An 18213-nucleotide genomic window follows, 5' to 3' on the forward strand; every position below is an offset into this window, starting at 1 on the left:
ACAGATTAGTCGGCTGCGATAACTGCTGCAACGATGGCCAGCAGTACCAGCGGTACCCATACGCCTGCGGCAGATGAGCTTGCGGCTGTTTCTTCAACAACAACAGGTGCTTCCATGACTGGCTCTTCGTAGGAACCAGCAAACGATGTCGACGCGGCGGCTGCGAAAGCGGCTGCAAGTGCGAGTTTTTTCATAGTATCCTCCAGATATTGGCCTGGCTCCGAACTATGCACGGGGGCAGGCACCCAAAAACTTTACCTCGTGCCCGCTTCTAACCTGCTAAATTTGGCGATTGCAAACGCATCATGGCGACAACAAGCCAAAAAAGCCGGGATTTTCGTCAAATAAGCAACACTTGCGTGCCTACTTTCGTCATCCCGAAAAGTTCAGCGATATGCTCATTGTAAAGACCAATGCAGCCATTCGACGATTTGCGACCGATTTTGCGCGTGTCATGCGTGCCGTGGATCCGATAATAGGTCCAGCTGAGGTAGAGCGCATGCGTACCAAGCGGATTGTCGGGACCCGGACCCACAAAGGCGGGCCATTCCGGATTGCGCTTCAGCATGGACGGCGTCGGACGCCAGCTCGGCCCTTCAACCTTGCGCACGACCTTGGTGCGCCCCTTACGGGTCAGCTCTTCTGAAAGCGGAACACTGGAAGGGTAGAGTTTGTAAAAATCGCCACCTTCCGCCCAGTAATGCAACGCACGCGATGAAATATCGACGAGAATCGCACCGTTGTTGAGGTTGGAGAAATAGGGTTGCCAATCCAAGGCGCGGAAACTGGAAATGTTCCTACGCACGGTTTGATCAATGTCCTGCTCGATCAAAACCGTTCCCGGCCCATCGATGCTCTGGGCAATTAATGGCGTTCCGATAACCGACGCTGTACCAGCCAAAAACGCGCGTCTGCTGACATCTTTCCGAAATTTGGGTGACATTTTCTTTCTCCAGAGTTCTGAAACAACACTGTCTGTAACTGGCATATTGCCAGAAAGCCTCAGTCGCAAATCAAACCTGCGTTAATCAGCGAAGATACGCGAACTGGGTTTGAATCGCAACGCGGCACAGGCTAAAGCAAACTCAATAGGGCAACCGGATGGCTTAAAAATATGGCGCGTATTCTTGTACTTCTCATGTCGGCACTGCTGGTTTTGTCTGCCTGTGCGGCACCACCAGAAGTTGGTACGGATGGGCAATCCCTTCCACGGGTCTACAAAATCCGGTCTGGCGACACTGCCAAAATCCAGTTCCGGATGCTCGATTCGGTAAATTCCTTGCGTCAGGCATCGGGCGCGTCGCCCGTGTCGCTTGACGCCAAGTTGAACGCCGCCGCTGCAACGCATTCACGCGATATGTCCATTCAAAACCGGCCTTGGCACTTCGGCTCTGACGGCTCATCGCCGATTGATCGTATTGCACGCGTCGGATATCCCGGCCGTCTTGTCGGTGAAAACATTTCGGAGACGTTCGAAACCGAATTGGAAACGCTTTCGGCTTGGATGGATCGGCCAGAAACGCGCAACGTTATCCTCGCCCCGGACGCCCGAAATATGGGATTCTCGTGGCTACAGGAAAAGAACGGTAAGATCTGGTGGACACTGGTGATGGGCAAGTAGCCGTCAGGGTCGAACCGTGATCAACGTACCTGTTTTCACCATCGCATAGATCTGCTCCATCTCTTTGTTGGTGACCGAAATACATCCCGCTGTCCAATCTGGTCCGGACCCGGATTTTTTGTTCGGCTGCCCATGCAGAAAGATATCGCCACCCGGGCTTTTTCCAGCTGCTTTCGCCTTGGCAATATCCCGAAGATTTGGGTACGAAAGGCCCAGCGACAGATGGAAGTCACTGTTCGGGTTGCGCCGGTCGATCCGGTACGTGCCCTCTGGCGTCTTGCCGTCCCCCTCAAATTGCTTGTGCCCCAGCGGCGCAAACCCCAACTCGATATCGTAGGACTCTAGAACCGTGTTTTCATGCAAGAGGAACATACGCCGTTCGCCTTTATGCACGACGATATGAGTCACTTCAGGTCCATTATAAGTCTTGAATTTGGACGTGCTGCATGCGGTCAATCCCGCCAATAGCAAGACGACCGCCAGATATTTAACTATCCGCATTTTTTTCACCAAGTATTACTGCTCGATCTCTTTCTAAGCCGGATCGGTTAACCAGAGATAGACCTAAATCGCCTCTCACCCTTTTGTGAAGCTAAATTCAGCAACCAATTCAATGTGCGTCGACCATCGAAATTGATCGACCACGCCTATGGCCCCCAACACATATCCTGCCTCAACCAACGTTTTGGCATCACGCGCGAATGTGGTTGGATTACACGACACATACGCAATTTTTCCGATCTTGGTGTCACATAATTCCGCAACCTGTGCCTGTGCTCCGGCGCGGGGCGGATCAATCACCGCCGCGTCAAATGACGATAATTCATCCGGCATCAAAGGTCTGCGAAACAAATCACGGACCTCATGGGTAACCGGCTTCAGGCCCGACGCCCCACGCCACGCCGCGTCCAGGGCGGCAATCATGTCTTGGTCACCTTCAACCGCGTGAACCTCTGCAACCTCGGACAAAGGCAACGCGAACGTGCCGCATCCGGCAAACAGATCCACCACACGATTGGCGCCGTGCACGATATCAGCAACATGCGCCAGCAGGTCACTTTGCCCCTGTGCTGTTGCCTGCAAAAAAGCACCGGGGGAGGACGGACTCTCGCCGTGCCAAACATCAGTTCGGGTGGATTGCGTGTGACAATCGTTTCGTCGTCCCAAACCAATCTGGCGACATCGTGCTTTTCTGCCATCGCAGCAAGTTCAATGCGTAAGGGACCGTCCAAGGGCTTGCCATCTGTGACATGTATATCCAACCCATTCAAAGTTGCCGTCGCAGAAACGTTGATGCCGTTTTTCCGGCTTGCGCCGACAAGTGCCAGATCACTGGCAATCGGTATCGCTGCCATCAGAGACGGTTCGAGCAAGTGGCAATCAGGGATTTCCACGATCACGTCCGACCCTTTGGCGTGAAACCCGGCCATCGCACCTTTCTTGGTGCGCCGCGCCGCAAAGCTCGCACGACGCCGCGTTTGGGTGGGTGATGTCGAAATTGGACGAAATTCCGCTTCAAGGTCATGCGCAGCCAGCGCAGAGGCAACGACCTCCATGCGCCACTGCGCGATAAACGCATCCGAACCATGTTGCAGTTGGCACCCACCGCATGAGCGGAAATGACGGCATGGCGCAGCCACGCGATCAGACGAGGGCACCTCAATTTTGACATTGGTCAGGCGATCCCCAACCAAATCACCGGTGACCACTTCACCCGGCAGAGATAGCGGCGCAAAAACAGGGCCATCGGCAACACCATCACCATGTTGACCCAATCGCATGATCGTGTAGCGGGTCATGACCCCAACAAATCCGTTTTGGAAAGTCTAAAACCGGACGCGATCCAGCGCTGCTCCAATTCAGCCAATCGCGCCCCAAGTTCCGGTCCTGTGAACACGGGCATCACGTCATCCGCCCGAACCGGAAATTTTGCAGATGCGCCATTTTGCGCCTCGTTCTGCAGATCGGCATCAAATGGCATCTCCAGAAGAGCCGCCCGCAATACCAAAACATCAATGGCCGTACCAAAGCCAAACCTGTAGCCAAGCTCACCGGCTGATCTCTGGCTGGAGACCTCATCTTTTAACAGCGCTATTTGTTTGGCCTGCGCGCGGCTCAGGCGCAGTGGCTCCGCAGGATCTTCTCCACCCAGCGCTGCCATCCGGCGCAATGGATCAGCATCAAAACCATTTCCCTGCTCAAGATGAACCAGCGCGGCAAGCGACCGATCATCTGCGCCGGGTAGTACGCGGTTCATCACGCCACTTGCCCGCATCGCCGCTATGGAAGGGCTGGGGTCGGGCGCAGACAAAAGTTTCAAAATCTCAGCGCCAACGCGTTCTGATGAAAGCCCGGCCACGCCATCCAGATGGTCCGCCACGGCCGCCAAACCTTCCGCATCAATGCCAGCCGCCGGATCGCCATACCACGCGTGAAACCGAAAAAACCGCAGAATACGCAGGTAATCTTCACGAATACGCTGTCCTGCATCCCCGATGAACCGAACCTTGCGCGCCCGCAGGTCGCATAGACCATCCAGCGGGTCAATCACCGTACCATCGGGCTGCGCATAAAGTGCATTCATCGTAAAATCACGGCGGCCCGCGTCGTGACTTACATCATCAGAATATGCGACCTTCGCGCGCCGCCCATCGGTTTCGATATCCGTGCGAAAAGTCGTGATTTCATGCAGGTTTTCATCGACAACGACGGTGACTGTCCCGTGATCCAGCCCCGTTGGAATGGATTTGAAACCCGATTGGTCCGCAAGTTCCAAAACGCGTTCTGGTCGTGCATCTGTGGCAATATCAATGTCACTGACCGGTACGTCGAGAAGGGCATTGCGGACACATCCCCCGACGAACAATGCCTGGTGACCACCCGCCTGCAACATCGAACAGACCGACTGCGTTGCGACAGATGTGATCCAATCGCCGGAAACTTTCATGACGGTTTCGCCGCTTCTGCCACAGCACGCAAGATCCGAGCCGTCGCACCCCAGATGTAATAGGGCCCATAAGGAACGGTATAGTAGTGCCGCCGTGCCCCGCGCCAGCGTCGGTACTGCACGGCATATTGAGATACGTCCATAACATGCGACAAAGGAACGGTGAAAACCTCCGCCACTTCGCCAACCTCCGGCACCGGGTCAAACCGTGTCAAAACCTGTGCCAACACAGGGGTCACAACAAACCCCGTGACGGTCTCGTGCGATGGCATCTGACCCAAAACCTGCACATTGGACGGCAACAAGCCGATCTCTTCCGATGCTTCTCGCAGTGCCGTGGCCGCAATATCGGCATCCCCTTCATCCATTTTCCCACCCGGAAATGCAATCTGACCAGGGTGGTGTTTGAGTGCAGAAGACCGTTTGGTCAAATACAGGTGCGCGCCATTCTCATCACACAGAATGGGTACCAAAACACCAGCAGACCGCAATTTGCGACCTGCTGGTAGATTCACATCCGGATTCAGATCGAAATCCGAGGACGACGCGCCCGGATTTGCCAATGCCGCGGCAAGAGGTGAAAGGGGATCAACCACCGTCGCCAGCGTCACTTTCCGCCTCAAACCCCAGCGTTTTGGGGTCAAGCACGTAGTGTTGGCCGCAAAACTGGCAGTCGGCCGTCACGACCCCGTCGGGAGTTGTCATGGTTTCGATGTCGCGCGCCGAATAAATCGACAGGCTGTTTCGCACGCGTTCTTCCGTGCAGGTGCAGCCAAATCGAACCGGTTGGGCATCAAAAACACGTGGCGTTTCTTCGTGGAACAATCGAACGAGCAGGTCTGTCGGGGCAAGTGATGGGCCAATCAACTCGAGATCCTCAACGGTATCCAGAAGCAGGTTGACGCGGGTCCAGTTTTCCAACTCATCGCCATCCACCAAGTCCTGCGCACCCAGCAGGCCACTCTCTCCAGATGCACCATCTTTAGCAAATGGCGACGCCTTGGGCATGTGCTGCAGCATAATTCCACCGGCACGCCAATGCTCTTCACCGCCTGCTTCGGTTGACTTGCCAAAACTCAGCGAAAATCGCGTGGGAAGTTGTTCGGATTGAGCAAAATAGGCTTCTGCACAATCGCTCAGACCAGTGCCGGCAATCGGGGTGATCCCTTGGTACGGTTCGGTCCCTTCACCCTGATCAATCAGCACGGCAAAGTAACCTTCACCCACTTGGTCAAAGGGGGCACCATCGGTCAACCGTTCCCGATCAAAGCTGGCATAAGCACGAATACGCGCCGAACCACCTTCGGTTTCCGGCCCGTAATAATCTGTCGCAATCATGCGCACGGGCCCCTTGGACTGGATCTGAAGCGACAGTTTCCAGCGCAATTTGATCGTTTGCCCAATCAACGCGGTCAGCAAAGCCATTTCTGCCACAAGGGCCTCTACAACAGCCGGATAGTTATGCTGTTTCAATATACCGCCCAAAACGCCATCGAGGCGCGCAACGCGGCCTCGAATATCCGATTGGTCCAGCTGGAACGGCAGAATTGTATCGTCCCAAGCGATTTTTTGTCCGAGTGTCATGGGGTTTCCTTATGCGCCTAATATTGGCATATCGCGTCTATATAGGTAGGGCAAGTTGTGGTCCAAGAGGCATAATTCGATGATCAGACGCTTTGGCGAAACCCCGATATTGACGCAGCGATATACCATGCGGCCGGGGGTCTATGCGATCTTGGTTCGTGGTTCGTCACTTTTGTTGACCCATCAACTCGAACCCCAACCGGAGTTACAGCTCCCCGGGGGCGGTGTTGATCCAGGTGAACATCCTGTTCGGGCACTTCATCGCGAAGTCATGGAGGAAACCGGTTGGACAATCTCACAACCGCGTAGATTGGGCGCTTACCGGCGGTTCACCTACATGCCGGAATACGACATGTGGGCGGAAAAAATCTGTACGATTTACTTGGCGCGTCCTGCGATGCAGATGGGGCCGCCAACGGAAGACGGGCATACATGTGTCTGGGCAAGCCCGGAGGTAGCTGCGGTCGAGCTGGAAAATTCAGGTGACAGGCACTTTGTCAAATCTCTATTGAGGCTTTCTTGAATTCCAAAAGTACCGCTGAAACATCATCCTCAAACTCGCGGTCATCCGCAAAATCAGACAATTTCCACACAATTGACTCAAGACAAGCCAAACCGCGTGTTTGCCGAAGATCCGCGAGGATACGTTCCAAACCGGGTTCATCCAGCAGGTTACCAGCCGCATCAGCACACTCTACAACGCCGTCGGAATGGATCATCAGCCGGTCCCCCGGGGTCATTGAAACTTCAAACTGCTGATATTCAGCGCCCTCAATCAAACCAACTGGCAACCCACCTTCACCTACAAACTCCACCGACCCATCGGCACGCTGTACCACGGCGTGCGGATGGCCCGCCTGTACCATTGTTATTCGACCAGTCGTCAGATCGACATCCGCCAAACACATTGTGAAGTAGAGTTCTGTCTCCATCTCCTCCAAGATCAGTTGGTTCAGGGTGGCGATTGTCTCAGCGGGCGGGCGCGGCACGTAATCTCCGTCGGCGTTTTTGACCAACGCAACATTCTGATCAGGTGCTGCAGATGACAGATATCCAGCCAATCGCGCTGTCATCAGCGCAGAACTGATCCCATGTCCGGAAACATCAATGCCATAGAGACAAATTCTGGTTGGGTTCACCGCAAAGGTACCAACGAGATCGCCGCCCACATGCCCACATGACTGCAACAGCATTGAGACTTCTGCCGGACCAAAATCCCGATACCTGTCGCTGACAAGCGATTGCTGAAGCTTCTTTGCCTCGATCAAATCATTGTCGAGCGAATCGTAGAGAGCCTGTAATTCCTCCAACGTGGATTCCACGATCCTGTTTTTCTCCGTCAGCTCCCTTTCCATCTGAAGAATGCGTTCGCCCGCAGATATGCGCGCCCGCAATTCGGCTGGGTTGACAGGTTTTGTCAAAAAGTCATCCGCGCCGGCATCAAGCCCATGCGCGATCTCATCCTTTTCGCTCTTGGATGTCAGCAAGATAAAATACCCGTAGTGATCGCGGCTCATCTGCCTGAATTCACGGCAAAATTCAGGCCCGGACATGCCGGGCATCATCCAGTCGCTCATCACTAAGTCAGGTGGCGAATGTCGGCACATTTCCAATGCTTCAGCGCCAGATTCAGCCTCCTGCACCTCAAACCCCCAGCGTTTGAGTGAAGCCATTAGAATGCGGCGTTGCAACCGGCTGTCATCGACAACCAGCACGTGTCGGATAACACCCGTTTCCACTTTATTCTGATCAATGGTTTGAATTGTTGAATTCACACGCTTCGCCTTACATTTGCCCCGGCAATTTGGACATTGCCACTTAACACCGCATGAATGCTAAAATTGTCCCGAATTTCCTGCCTCGCGCCTGCAAATTGTTAAAGTTTCAGATGCCACAATGGTGCGTCTCAAAAGCGGGCGTAAGGCGATGATTGACTGGAAAAGAGTGAATGAATTGCGCGATGAAATCGGCGCAGAGGATTTCGAAGAAGTGGTCGAAATATTTCTTGAAGAAGTCGAAGATGAAATCGACAAGCTCAGGGGTCAATCCAATGTCGAAAACCTAGAGGCGAAAATGCACTTTCTGAAGGGAAGCGCGCTTAACCTCGGATTTTCGAAGTTTTCGGAACTGTGTCAGCATGGCGAAACAAGTTCGGCTGCAGGCAATGACGCGGATGTCGATCTGTCAGCGGTAACAGAGTGCTATGACCTTTCAAAAACCGAATTCCTTGAATCGCTGTCGTAACAAAACGCAGCTTAGATCAGGAATTGCGCGAGCACTTCATCGTTTGTGATATCCCGAAATCCGAAACCGGCATCGGTCAATTTACGTTCGAGGTTTTGAAAGTTCTCAGCCTGACTTGTCTCGATCCCCATCAATACAGATCCAAAATTTCGCGCTGATTTTTTCAGGTATTCAAACCTGGCAATATCATCATCCGGACCGAGCATTGTCAGAAATTCCTTAAGCGCGCCCGGTCGCTGAGGCAAGCGAAGGATAAAATACTTCTTCAGGCCCAAATGTCGCTGCGCACGTTCTTTGACTTCCGGCAGTCTTTCAAAATCGAAATTACCTCCCGAAGACACGCAAACCACCGTTTTGCCGACAATTGCATCAGCGACATCTTTGAGCGCATCCACGGCAAGCGCACCAGCAGGCTCAAGCACAACGCCTTCGACATTCAGCATCTCAAGCATCGTTGTACACAATCTGTCCTCTTGCACAGTCACCGCATCGTTTGGCGACAAGTCAGACAAGCGGGCAAAGGTCTTCTCTCCGATGCGCGCCACCGCTGCGCCATCTGCAAAATTATCGACAGAGTTCAGTTTCACCGGTGATCCCGCATCCAATGCGGCCTTGAGGCAGGCGCCTCCTGCAGGCTCCACCAACGTATATTCTGTGGTATCTCCGAAATAACTACGGACACCAGCGGACAACCCTCCACCACCAACGGGCATCAAAATTCGATCCGGGCATCGTCCCAATTGCCGGGCAATTTCGACAGCAACCGAAGCCTGACCAGCAATGACATCCTCGTCATCAAAGGGCGAAAGAAAGTGGCCACCAATCTGGTCGCAATGCAATTGAGCCGCGGCAAGCGTGTCATCAAAATAGTCACCGGTCAGTACGATTTCGATCGACGCACCGCCAAATTTGCGTGTCTGGCTGATCTTTTGCTCGGGCGTGGTGACGGGCATAAATATGGCTCCGCGCACATCGAAATGCCTGCACATAAAGGCCACGCCCTGAGCATGGTTGCCCGCGCTGGCACAGACAAATTGCGTGCTGGGAGATTTGTTATCCAACACCCTGCGCATCGCATTAAATGCACCGCGCAGCTTGTATGACCTGACCGGCGTCAGATCCTCACGCTTCAGGAGGATATTGGCCTCAAACCGCTCAGATAGATGTTCATTGCGCTGCAATGGCGTCTCGGCAAATACCGCACGCATGGCAATTTCTGCCGCGTTGGCCTGATCTTGGAAGTCTGTCATTCACGATCTGTGACCCAGGCGCCGTCTCCATGCAAGCCCTGACCTTGCCCCTCTTCGCAAAACCCGGTAAGCGCCGATCAATTCTGACATGAGGAAAACGAAAATGTCCGCGCCAAAGAAAGTCGTGCTGGCCTATTCAGGCGGCCTTGATACGTCCATCATCCTGAAATGGCTGCAATCCGAATATGGCTGTGAAGTGGTGACTTTTACCGCTGATCTTGGTCAGGGCGAGGAACTTGAGCCAGCGCGCGAAAAAGCAGTCATGCTGGGGATCAAGCCCGAAAACATCTTTATAGAAGACGTTCGCGAAGAATTCGTACGTGATTTCGTGTTTCCAATGTTTCGCGCCAACGCCGTTTACGAGGGCCTTTACCTGTTGGGCACATCGATTGCGCGCCCTTTGATTTCCAAGCGACTGGTCGAGATCGCCGAAGAAACCGGCGCGGATGCCGTGGCCCATGGCGCGACGGGCAAAGGCAATGATCAGGTTCGATTTGAACTTGCGGCCTATGCCCTGAACCCTGACATCAAAGTGATTGCGCCTTGGCGCGAATGGGACTTGTCCAGCCGGACCAAATTGATTGATTTCGCCGAAAAAAACCAGATTCCAATCGCCAAAGATAAACGCGGCGAAGCGCCATTTTCTGTAGATGCTAACCTGTTGCACACCTCGTCAGAGGGCAAGGTTCTGGAAGATCCAGCCGTTGAAGCGCCAGATTACGTTTACCAGCGCACGGTGCATCCAGAAGACGCGCCGGACAAACCGGAATTTGTCGAAATCGGTTTTGAAAGAGGTGACGCGGTCAGCATTAATGGCGAAAAACTGAGCCCAGCCAGCATTCTGACGCGTTTGAATGAATTGGGCGGTGCGCATGGCATTGGACGCCTCGATCTTGTCGAAGGTCGCTTCGTCGGCATGAAATCTCGTGGCATTTATGAAACGCCGGGAGGCACCGTACTTTTGGAGGCCCATCGCGGTATCGAATCCATAACGATGGATCGCGGTGCGATGCATCTGAAAGATCAACTGATGCCGCAATATGCCGAACTGATATACAACGGTTTCTGGTACAGCCCCGAACGCAAAATGCTCCAGGCTGCCATTGATGCATCACAAGATCATGTGACGGGTACGGTGCGGCTGAAACTCTACAAGGGATCGGCTCATACCGTTGGGCGCTGGTCCGATCATTCGCTTTATTCAGAAGCGCATGTGACGTTCGAAGAGGATGCAGGCGCGTACGATCAGAAAGATGCAGCCGGCTTTATTCAGCTAAACGCTCTTCGTCTGAAGCTTCTGGCGGCGCGGGATCGTCGACTGAAATAGGCGGTGCGCTTGCTTCTGACGCCGCGCTCATTTCCCGGTCTTCCGGCACGTCTTTGGTGATCTGCGCAATCTCGTTCGCTTTGGCACGCAGTTTGCCCAGAGGGTCCTGCGACGTGATGCCACTAGGCGCGCGCATAATGACTTCTGGTCGCACGCGCAGCAGAGACGATGCCAATTTCGAAACGCCCGCGGCATTTGGCGCGTCCACGACGCCATTCGCGGCAAGATCGGAAATGATGCGCCTGGCCGCATCAGGTGAAATCTTCAGTCGTTCAACGATCATATCCGGCGAGATTTGGGACTTCGCATGCGCAATGGCCACCGCCCATGTGTAGGTACCGCGCTGCATTGCAGCCGTGGGTGCGTTGGCCAAAACCGTTGCCGGAGCACTCGCAGCTAGACCAGTGCCCAGCATCATCTGGGTGAATTCGCGTCTATTCATGGATTGGATATGGGTATTCCGCAGCAGGGATTTACGGGGAAATAACCTGTGTACCTGTCATAACGCATGGCGTTTCAGGGTCTCGTAGTGGGGTAATGCCGCTTCGGAAAGCCGACGTTCTTGGGTCGAGAGCTGCGGCAGATCTCCTTCGGCTGAGGCAAAACCGGTTGAGCTGTGCACGGCTCCGTACCAATGGGTTGCCCAAACACCATCTTTCGCGTGACCTCCCCGCGGCCAGTGCAGCATGGCTGGGTCCCACGGCAAGTTGAGCGCACCGCACAATCGCCGCAGCATCGTTTCCGGATCGCGGCGAATATCGACGGCATCGATCACAATCGGATTTTGCCCTTTTTCCTGAAGGCGCTGAAATAGCGCCGCCTGTTGCACAAACCCGAGGTCCATCAGAGTTGGGTTTTCGTATTTGGCTGCAAAGCTGGCAACAACACGTGCGGGATGACGGATCAAAAATACATTCGTCACGTGCTCTGCCCAATCCTGAGGGATACCTGTGACCATGTGTTGGGACATGTGTTTCTGATAGAAATGCGGCTTGCCGTCTGGAACAGGCCCCAAAAGAGATTGCGCCACAGTCTTGGGGTCCGTTGGTTGCGATGCCAGAATTTCGGCGCGCATTGGGTGATCCAGACCTGTTTTCGCAAGATATGCCGCATAAAACGGCTCATCCACAACAGCGCAATCGCTGCGCGCGCCAAAGGAATACATCATTGCAGTGCTTAAATTTCGCGGCCCTGACCACATCGCGATACGCATGATATCCACCCATCTCTTGAAACATACGCCTTGTGGGTCACGTCCCCGGCCGGTGAATCGTTTCTCAAAGAATGTTACAAGTCACGCCAATTCTGCGGAATTCCGCCACAAAAGAGTAAACTGCTGTCACCAGCGTGTGAGATTACGTTTCAGTATCTTGGCGCATGGCAATCCTTGGGTCTATGACTGGATCAAACGGAGGACGCACCATGACAACATTCGATATCAGACAAGCGAAAGTATACCTGCTGGCCGCATTGATCGCCGTCGGATTGGGTGTTCAGAGCCAAAAGGCAAATGCAGCCGGAAGCGAAACGCTGATCGTCGCAGGTGGTTGCTTTTGGTGCGTCGAATCAGATTTCGAATCCGTCGCTGGCGTAAAAGAAGCCGTGTCCGGGTACATCGGGGGCGCGTCCGAAACTGCTAAGTACAAAAAGGTCACAAAAGGTGGTACCGGCCATTACGAAGCAGTCAAAATCACCTTTGATCCCAGCAAAGTCAGCCGCGCAACACTTCTTGATATGTTCTTTCGTTCCGTAGATCCAACCGACGCGGGCGGACAGTTTTGCGATCGTGGCGCAAGCTATCGGACGGCAGTCTTTTTTGCCAATGACGGCCAGCGCAAGGCTGCAGAAGCCGCAAAGAAAAATGCTCAAAACCAGCTTGGCAAAAAAGTTGTAACGCCCGTCCTGCCGGCTCAACCATTTTACGAAGCCGAAGACTATCACCAGGACTATTACAAAGGCTCCAAAATTGTCGTCACGCGCTTTGGCCCAAAGCGCCAATCCGAAGCATATAAACGATACCGCAAAGCCTGTGGTCGTGATGCCCGCGTGGCGCAGCTTTGGGGAAGTGCGGCACCTTTCGCAGCCGGGTATTGAACCAGACAACAGAGCCTATTTATGGAAAAGGGACAGGTTTTACCGTCACTTTTTTGGTGACCAATAAACCTAACCCACCTTGCAAGCTGCCAAAACAGCCATGTTCAGAATGTCATTGGCGGTGAAATTTGTCGAACAGATCTGAATTGACTGATCGACGCCTGCCAGAATGGGCCCAACAACCGTGGCCCCACCCATTTCCTGCATCAATTTGACAGAAATCGAAGCCGAATGTCGTGCGGGAACAACCAGCACATTGGCGGGACCGGTCAATCGCTGAAACGGGTATGCCTCTTGCGCCGCGGTATTGAGTGCCACATCGACGGTCATCTCGCCCTCGAATTCGAAATCTACGCCACGTTGCTCCAAGACTTTCGGCGCTCGGTGCATTTTTTCGGCACGCTCCGAGCGCGGATACCCAAAGGTTGAAAAGCTGACGAAGGCAACGCGAGGCTCAACACCCAGATGCCGCGCCACACCAGCTGCGCGTTCAGCGATGTTGGCGAGATCTTCTTCGTTCGGCCATTCGTGCACCAACGTGTCTGCGATAAAGACAATTTTGCCTTTTTGCATGATTGCTGTAACGCCAACTGCGCCATGTTCTGCGTCCGCATCAAACACATGGTTGATCAACTGCAACACATGCGCTGATTTCCGCGTCGCGCCCGTGATCAGACCATCGCCGTGGCCATGCGCCAACATCAAGGCCGAAAATACATGTCTGTCCCGGGCAGCAAGGCGGTGAACATCCTGATGGTCAATGCCCTTGCGCTGAAGCCGGTCATAAAGGAAATCTTTGTATTCCTCCAAGTTGTCAGTATTGGCCGCATTGACAATTTCCAGCTCGGAAACTGCGTCACCCATACCTGCGGCTTCCAACTTCTCTTTGACATCTGCTTCACGACCCACAACCAGCGCTTGTCCAAACCCAGACCGTTGGTACTGAACCGCAGCCCGAAGTACCCGTGGATCATCCCCTTCGGCGAAAATCATCCGTGCTTGCGCCGCGCGGGCACGCGCATTGATTGAACGCATGATGCTGGCTGTTGGGTCCATGCGTGTTTTGAGCGTCACTTCATACGCTTCCATATCGACAATCGGCCGACGCGCAGCACCGGTATCCATGCACGCTTTTGCAACGGCTGGCGGGATCGTGTGGATCAGACGCGGATCAAACGGTGCGGGAATGATGTAGTCCCGCCCGAAGTGCAATTTTCGACCATAAGCCATGTCGACTTCATCAGGGACATCTTCACGCGCCAGCTTCGCCAACGCTTCCGCACCGGCAATTTTCATCTCGTCATTGATCGCCCGGGCATGAACATCAAGTGCCCCGCGGAAAAGATAGGGAAACCCCAGCACGTTGTTAACCTGATTTGGATAGTCGCTGCGCCCCGTGGCAACAATCGCATCCGACCGAACGGCTTGCGCTTCTTCCGGTGTGATTTCCGGGTCAGGATTCGCCATGGCAAAAATAACCGGATCATTGGCCATCGACATAACCATATCCTGCGTCACGGCGCCCTTTACAGAGACGCCCAAAAAGACGTCTGCCCCTTTCATCGCCTCCTCAAGTGTTCGCAAATCGGTATTGGCCGCGTGGGCTGATTTCCACTGGTTCATACCTTCCTTACGGCCCTGATAGATCACGCCTTTGGTGTCACAAACGATGCAATTATCGTGCTGTGCTCCCATAGATTTAAGCAATTCGATACATGCAATGCCAGCCGCGCCAGCGCCGTTCAAAACGATACGAACATCTTCGATTTTCTTGCCGCTCAGATGCAGCGCATTAATCAAGCCCGCCGCACAGATCACGGCGGTGCCATGCTGGTCGTCATGGAACACGGGGATATCCATGACCTCTTTCAACCGTTGTTCGATGATAAAGCACTCAGGCGCTTTGATATCTTCGAGATTGATACCCCCGAAGGTCGGTCCCATCAGTTTGACGGCGTTGATAAATGCCTCAGGGTCTTCTGTGTCCAGTTCAATATCAATCGAGTTCACGTCGGCAAAACGCTTAAACAAAACCGCCTTACCTTCCATGACGGGTTTACCGCCCAGCGCGCCCAGATTGCCCAAACCCAAAACAGCAGTGCCGTTTGAAATAACGGCCACAAGGTTGCCCTTGTTCGTGTAATCGTAAGCAGTTTCGGGGTTTTCTGCGATCGCCAAACACGGCACGGCAACGCCCGGCGAATAGGCAAGGCTCAGATCACGCTGTGTGGTCATCGGAACAGTAGCTTGAATCTCAAACTTTCCTGGGGTCGGTTCAAGGTGAAAGGCCAGCGCCTCTTCCGGGGTGAATTTGGTTTTCGCCATGTCAGTCGCGGCCCGTCCATTAGGGTAAAGAGATTTCTGCATAGCGGTGGATCACCCGGGCCTCAAGCGCAAGGCGAATTTACCTTTCGTCTGGCCGCTGTGGTTTGTAAGGTTTGTGGAACTTAGGGGTGATTGTGACGTCTGCCAAATCCGCCGTAACACCAATGATGGCGCAATATCTGGAGATCAAAGCGCAGTACCAAAATGCGCTGCTGTTCTATCGGATGGGCGACTTTTACGAGCTGTTCTTCGATGATGCCGTAGCTGCCAGCGCGGCGCTCGATATTGCGTTGACAAAGCGGGGCAAACATCTTGGCGAAGACATCGCCATGTGTGGGGTGCCGTTCCATGCCGCGGAAGGCTATTTGCTGACGCTTATCCGCAAAGGTTTCCGTGTGGCTGTCTGCGAGCAAATGGAAAGCCCGGCGGAGGCCAAAAAACGCGGGTCGAAATCCGTTGTGCGCCGGGACGTAGTTCGGTTGGTCACGCCCGGTACGCTGACCGAAGAAAGCCTTCTCGAAGCGCGCCGCCACAATTATCTGGCCAGTTTTGCCGACGTCCGCGGTAAATGTGCGCTGGCATGGGTCGATATTTCAACGGGCTCATTTCATGTGATGCCAATGGCAGCGGTTCGACTTGGACCCGAACTTGCACGGCTTGCTCCAAGCGAAGTTTTGATCGCTGAATCTGCAGAATTGGGCGAATTAGTCTCTGATTTGGGCGCTTCATTCACCTCGCTCAGCCCAGCTTCCTTTGACAGTGCTGGTGGTGAGAAACGATTGTGCGACCTCTTCGGTATCAGCACGCTGGACGCATATGGTGAGTTTTCACGCCCGGAAATTTCGGCCATGGGTGCAATCGTCGATTACCTTGAAATCACGCAAAAGGGCAATCTGCCGCTCCTGCGCGCGCCTTTGCGGGAAGATCAATCGCAAGTCCTACAAATTGACGCGGCAACAAGACGTAACCTCGAATTAACCCATGCGCTTTCTGGTGGACGCACCGGATCACTGTTGGCTGCTATTGATCGCACTGTCACCGCAGGCGGCGGGCGCCTGCTGGAACGTCGGCTCTCCAGCCCCTCGCAACAGATAGATGTAATCAATACGCGCCTCACTTCCGTAAAATTTGCCGCAGAGAATAGCCGTTTTTTGCAAGACATGCGCAGCTCCTTGCGAAGAGTTCCCGATCTTGATCGCGCCTTGTCACGTCTCGGCCTTGATCGCGGCGGTCCGAGGGATCTTGCCGCTATTCGAATTGGTCTTAAGCAAGCCTCCGATATTGTGGGAAGCCTCGCGGCCATCGACATGCCAAAGGGTCTTTCAGATGCCGCACCGTTTCTGGGTGGTCATGACGCGTTGGTTGAACTGTTGGAACAAGCTCTAATTGCTGAGCCTCCTTTGCTGGCGCGTGACGGTGGATTCATTGCCGAAGGGTATGACCAGGAACTGGACGATTGCCGCAAACTGCGTGATGAGGGACGTGGTGTTATCGCGGCTATGCAGGCTGAATACTCCGAATTAACGGGTATTTCTTCGCTGAAAATCAAGCATAACAATGTGCTTGGCTATTTTGTCGAAGTAACGAGTTTGCATGCGGACAAATTGTTGTCCGAACCGTTGAACGAAACATTCAAACACCGCCAAACCACGGCCAATCAAATACGTTTCACCACCACACGCTTGACCGAAATGGAGAGCAAGATTCTCAACGCGGGTGGACGGGCCATTGAAATCGAAAAAAGGCTCTATTCCACCTTGAAAACGGCGATTTTGGATAAGTCCGCCGACATATCGCAAACCGCGCGCGCATTGGCGGAGCTTGATCTGACAACCGCTTTGGCAGATTTGGCCATCGCTGAAAACTGGTGCCTACCCAAAGTCGACGCTAGCCGTTGTTTAAAAATCGAAGGTGGGCGGCACCCGGTGGTGGAACAAGCGCTCAAAGCGCAAAACGGAGCTCCCTTCATTGCGAATGATAGTGATTTAGGAAATGGTGCAGATGTTTGGCTTCTCACCGGTCCCAACATGGCGGGTAAATCAACTTACTTGCGGCAAAACGCTCTGATTGCGCTGCTGGCCCAAATGGGCAGCTATGTTCCGGCAAAATCCGCGCATATCGGGATGGTCAGCCAATTGTTCAGTCGGGTCGGCGCCTCAGACGATCTGGCGCGCGGGCGCTCAACTTTCATGGTTGAAATGGTTGAAACCGCGGCCATTCTGAATCAAGCCGACGCCCATGCACTGGTCATTCTAGACGAAATTGGACGCGGTACAGCTACCTATGACGGGCTATCTATCGCGTGGGCGACGCTCGAACATTTGCATGATGTGAACGGATGTCGCGCCCTTTTCGCAACGCATTACCACGAATTGACAAATTTGAGTGAGAAGCTCGACCGCGTCGAAACCGCGACTGTGGCCGTCAAAGAACACGATGGAGAAGTGATTTTTCTTCACGAGGTGCGCCAAGGCGCGGCAGATCGATCATATGGCGTACAAGTTGCCAAATTGGCCGGTCTACCAGACGTTGTTGTGTCGCGGGCACGTGTTGTTCTGGATGCGCTGGAAAAAGGGGAGCGCGAAGGTGTAGCATCCCAAAAAGCGTTATTCGAAGACCTTCCTTTGTTTGCAAACACACCGACACACATAGAAACCAAGCCGAAATCCTCAGAGGTTGAAGAAAAATTGGCGAACGTTCTGCCAGACGAGCTGACTGCGAAAGATGCTCTAAATCTGGTTTACGAACTGAAGGATCTTTTGAAGTGAAAATTCTTCCGGACATGGGGATTCCCCTGTCCGACGGTACCCGGCTTTCGGCA

At 53.8% G+C, this 18213-nt stretch carries 17 protein-coding genes and 1 pseudogene; 6 read left to right on the top strand and 12 right to left on the bottom strand.

Annotation, left to right across the window (positions count from 1 at the left end; all coding sequences use genetic code 11):
• Positions 1-5: 5 nt before the first annotated feature.
• Positions 6-194, bottom strand: coding sequence for a hypothetical protein (locus ACZ1HJ_RS04780; protein WP_472721191.1), 189 nt, complete (start codon positions 192-194; stop codon positions 6-8).
• Between the two features lie 146 nt (positions 195-340).
• Positions 341-943, bottom strand: coding sequence for a L,D-transpeptidase (locus tag ACZ1HJ_RS04785; protein WP_472721192.1), 603 nt, complete (start codon positions 941-943; stop codon positions 341-343).
• Positions 944-1114: 171 nt separating this feature from the next.
• Between ACZ1HJ_RS04785 and dalA the strand changes: the two genes are divergently transcribed.
• Positions 1115-1621, top strand: coding sequence for a divisome-associated lipoprotein DalA (gene dalA, locus ACZ1HJ_RS04790; protein ID WP_472721193.1), 507 nt, complete (start codon positions 1115-1117; stop codon positions 1619-1621).
• Positions 1622-1624: 3 nt separating this feature from the next.
• Here the strand turns inward: dalA and ACZ1HJ_RS04795 are convergent, their stop codons facing one another.
• From ACZ1HJ_RS04795 to hslO, 5 genes and pseudogenes are all read right to left on the bottom strand, one after another.
• On the bottom strand, positions 1625-2122 hold the full coding sequence (locus ACZ1HJ_RS04795) for a L,D-transpeptidase family protein (RefSeq protein WP_472721194.1): 498 nt from the start codon (positions 2120-2122) through the stop codon (positions 1625-1627).
• A 75-nt stretch (positions 2123-2197) separates the two neighbouring features.
• Positions 2198-3420, bottom strand: a pseudogene (locus ACZ1HJ_RS04800) (class I SAM-dependent RNA methyltransferase).
• On the bottom strand, positions 3417-4568 hold the full coding sequence (locus tag ACZ1HJ_RS04805; RefSeq protein WP_472721195.1) for a CCA tRNA nucleotidyltransferase: 1152 nt from the start codon (positions 4566-4568) through the stop codon (positions 3417-3419). Before ACZ1HJ_RS04805 ends, ACZ1HJ_RS04800 begins: the two are co-directional and overlap by 4 nt.
• Positions 4565-5173: a CoA pyrophosphatase gene (locus ACZ1HJ_RS04810; RefSeq protein WP_472722153.1), complete on the bottom strand. Its 609-nt coding sequence runs from the start codon at positions 5171-5173 to the stop codon at positions 4565-4567. Before ACZ1HJ_RS04810 ends, ACZ1HJ_RS04805 begins: the two co-directional genes overlap by 4 nt.
• Positions 5157-6152, bottom strand: coding sequence for an Hsp33 family molecular chaperone HslO (gene hslO / locus ACZ1HJ_RS04815; protein ID WP_472721196.1), 996 nt, complete (start codon positions 6150-6152; stop codon positions 5157-5159). The genes ACZ1HJ_RS04810 and hslO overlap by 17 nt, the downstream gene beginning before the upstream one ends.
• A 79-nt stretch (positions 6153-6231) precedes the next feature.
• On the opposite strand from hslO, the gene ACZ1HJ_RS04820 reads away from it, so the two are divergent.
• On the top strand, positions 6232-6675 hold the full coding sequence (locus ACZ1HJ_RS04820) for an NUDIX hydrolase (protein WP_472721197.1): 444 nt from the start codon (positions 6232-6234) through the stop codon (positions 6673-6675).
• On the opposite strand, the gene ACZ1HJ_RS04825 is transcribed toward ACZ1HJ_RS04820, so the two are convergent.
• Positions 6650-7927: a PP2C family protein-serine/threonine phosphatase gene (locus ACZ1HJ_RS04825; RefSeq protein WP_472721198.1), complete on the bottom strand. Its 1278-nt coding sequence runs from the start codon at positions 7925-7927 to the stop codon at positions 6650-6652. The genes ACZ1HJ_RS04820 and ACZ1HJ_RS04825 overlap by 26 nt on opposite strands.
• Positions 7928-8048: 121 nt before the next feature.
• Between ACZ1HJ_RS04825 and ACZ1HJ_RS04830 the strand changes: the two genes are divergently transcribed.
• Positions 8049-8396, top strand: coding sequence for an Hpt domain-containing protein (locus ACZ1HJ_RS04830; RefSeq protein ID WP_472721199.1), 348 nt, complete (start codon positions 8049-8051; stop codon positions 8394-8396).
• A gap of 11 nt (positions 8397-8407) precedes the next feature.
• Here the strand turns inward: ACZ1HJ_RS04830 and ilvA are convergent, their stop codons facing one another.
• A complete protein-coding gene (ilvA, locus tag ACZ1HJ_RS04835) occupies positions 8408-9646 on the bottom strand; it encodes a threonine ammonia-lyase IlvA (protein ID WP_472721200.1) in 1239 nt (412 codons plus the stop codon).
• A 103-nt stretch (positions 9647-9749) separates the two neighbouring features.
• Between ilvA and ACZ1HJ_RS04840 the strand changes: the two genes are divergently transcribed.
• Entirely contained in the window at positions 9750-10973 is a 1224-nt protein-coding gene (locus ACZ1HJ_RS04840) for an argininosuccinate synthase (RefSeq protein WP_472721201.1), read from the top strand.
• Here ACZ1HJ_RS04840 and ACZ1HJ_RS04845 read toward each other — a convergent pair.
• Entirely contained in the window at positions 10912-11415 is a 504-nt protein-coding gene (locus ACZ1HJ_RS04845) for a hypothetical protein (RefSeq protein ID WP_472721202.1), read from the bottom strand. The genes ACZ1HJ_RS04840 and ACZ1HJ_RS04845 overlap by 62 nt on opposite strands.
• Before the next feature lie 57 nt (positions 11416-11472).
• Positions 11473-12186, bottom strand: a complete 714-nt coding sequence (locus tag ACZ1HJ_RS04850) for a sulfotransferase-like domain-containing protein (RefSeq protein ID WP_472721203.1) — start codon at positions 12184-12186, stop codon at positions 11473-11475.
• 209 nt (positions 12187-12395) lie between these two features.
• Here ACZ1HJ_RS04850 and msrA point away from each other — a divergent pair, with 209 nt between their 5' ends.
• Positions 12396-13067: a peptide-methionine (S)-S-oxide reductase MsrA gene (gene msrA, locus ACZ1HJ_RS04855; RefSeq protein ID WP_472721204.1), complete on the top strand. Its 672-nt coding sequence runs from the start codon at positions 12396-12398 to the stop codon at positions 13065-13067.
• 69 nt (positions 13068-13136) lie between these two features.
• Here msrA and ACZ1HJ_RS04860 read toward each other — a convergent pair whose 3' ends face one another.
• Entirely contained in the window at positions 13137-15392 is a 2256-nt protein-coding gene (locus ACZ1HJ_RS04860) for an NADP-dependent malic enzyme (RefSeq protein WP_472721205.1), read from the bottom strand.
• Between the two features lie 164 nt (positions 15393-15556).
• On the opposite strand from ACZ1HJ_RS04860, the gene mutS reads away from it, so the two are divergent.
• Positions 15557-18160: a DNA mismatch repair protein MutS gene (mutS, locus tag ACZ1HJ_RS04865; protein ID WP_472722154.1), complete on the top strand. Its 2604-nt coding sequence runs from the start codon at positions 15557-15559 to the stop codon at positions 18158-18160.
• Positions 18161-18213 lie beyond the last annotated feature (53 nt).

This window comes from Roseovarius sp. JB2-10 (assembly GCF_055693585.1).

Excerpts from the sequence above, each read along its gene's own strand:
- ACZ1HJ_RS04780 (WP_472721191.1), bottom strand. The coding sequence starts at position 194 with ATGAAAAAACTCGCACTTGCAGCCGCTTTCGCAGCCGCCGCGTCGACA.
- ACZ1HJ_RS04785 (WP_472721192.1), bottom strand. The coding sequence starts at position 943 with ATGTCACCCAAATTTCGGAAAGATGTCAGCAGACGCGCGTTTTTGGCT.
- dalA (WP_472721193.1), top strand. The coding sequence starts at position 1,115 with ATGGCGCGTATTCTTGTACTTCTCATGTCGGCACTGCTGGTTTTGTCT.
- ACZ1HJ_RS04795 (WP_472721194.1), bottom strand. The coding sequence starts at position 2,122 with ATGCGGATAGTTAAATATCTGGCGGTCGTCTTGCTATTGGCGGGATTG.
- ACZ1HJ_RS04805 (WP_472721195.1), bottom strand. The coding sequence starts at position 4,568 with ATGAAAGTTTCCGGCGATTGGATCACATCTGTCGCAACGCAGTCGGTC.
- hslO (WP_472721196.1), bottom strand. The coding sequence starts at position 6,152 with ATGACACTCGGACAAAAAATCGCTTGGGACGATACAATTCTGCCGTTC.
- ACZ1HJ_RS04820 (WP_472721197.1), top strand. The coding sequence starts at position 6,232 with ATGATCAGACGCTTTGGCGAAACCCCGATATTGACGCAGCGATATACC.
- ACZ1HJ_RS04830 (WP_472721199.1), top strand. The coding sequence starts at position 8,049 with ATGGTGCGTCTCAAAAGCGGGCGTAAGGCGATGATTGACTGGAAAAGA.
- ilvA (WP_472721200.1), bottom strand. The coding sequence starts at position 9,646 with ATGACAGACTTCCAAGATCAGGCCAACGCGGCAGAAATTGCCATGCGT.
- ACZ1HJ_RS04840 (WP_472721201.1), top strand. The coding sequence starts at position 9,750 with ATGTCCGCGCCAAAGAAAGTCGTGCTGGCCTATTCAGGCGGCCTTGAT.
- ACZ1HJ_RS04845 (WP_472721202.1), bottom strand. The coding sequence starts at position 11,415 with ATGAATAGACGCGAATTCACCCAGATGATGCTGGGCACTGGTCTAGCT.
- ACZ1HJ_RS04850 (WP_472721203.1), bottom strand. The coding sequence starts at position 12,186 with ATGCGTATCGCGATGTGGTCAGGGCCGCGAAATTTAAGCACTGCAATG.
- msrA (WP_472721204.1), top strand. The coding sequence starts at position 12,396 with ATGACAACATTCGATATCAGACAAGCGAAAGTATACCTGCTGGCCGCA.
- ACZ1HJ_RS04860 (WP_472721205.1), bottom strand. The coding sequence starts at position 15,392 with ATGGCGAAAACCAAATTCACCCCGGAAGAGGCGCTGGCCTTTCACCTT.
- mutS (WP_472722154.1), top strand. The coding sequence starts at position 15,557 with ATGATGGCGCAATATCTGGAGATCAAAGCGCAGTACCAAAATGCGCTG.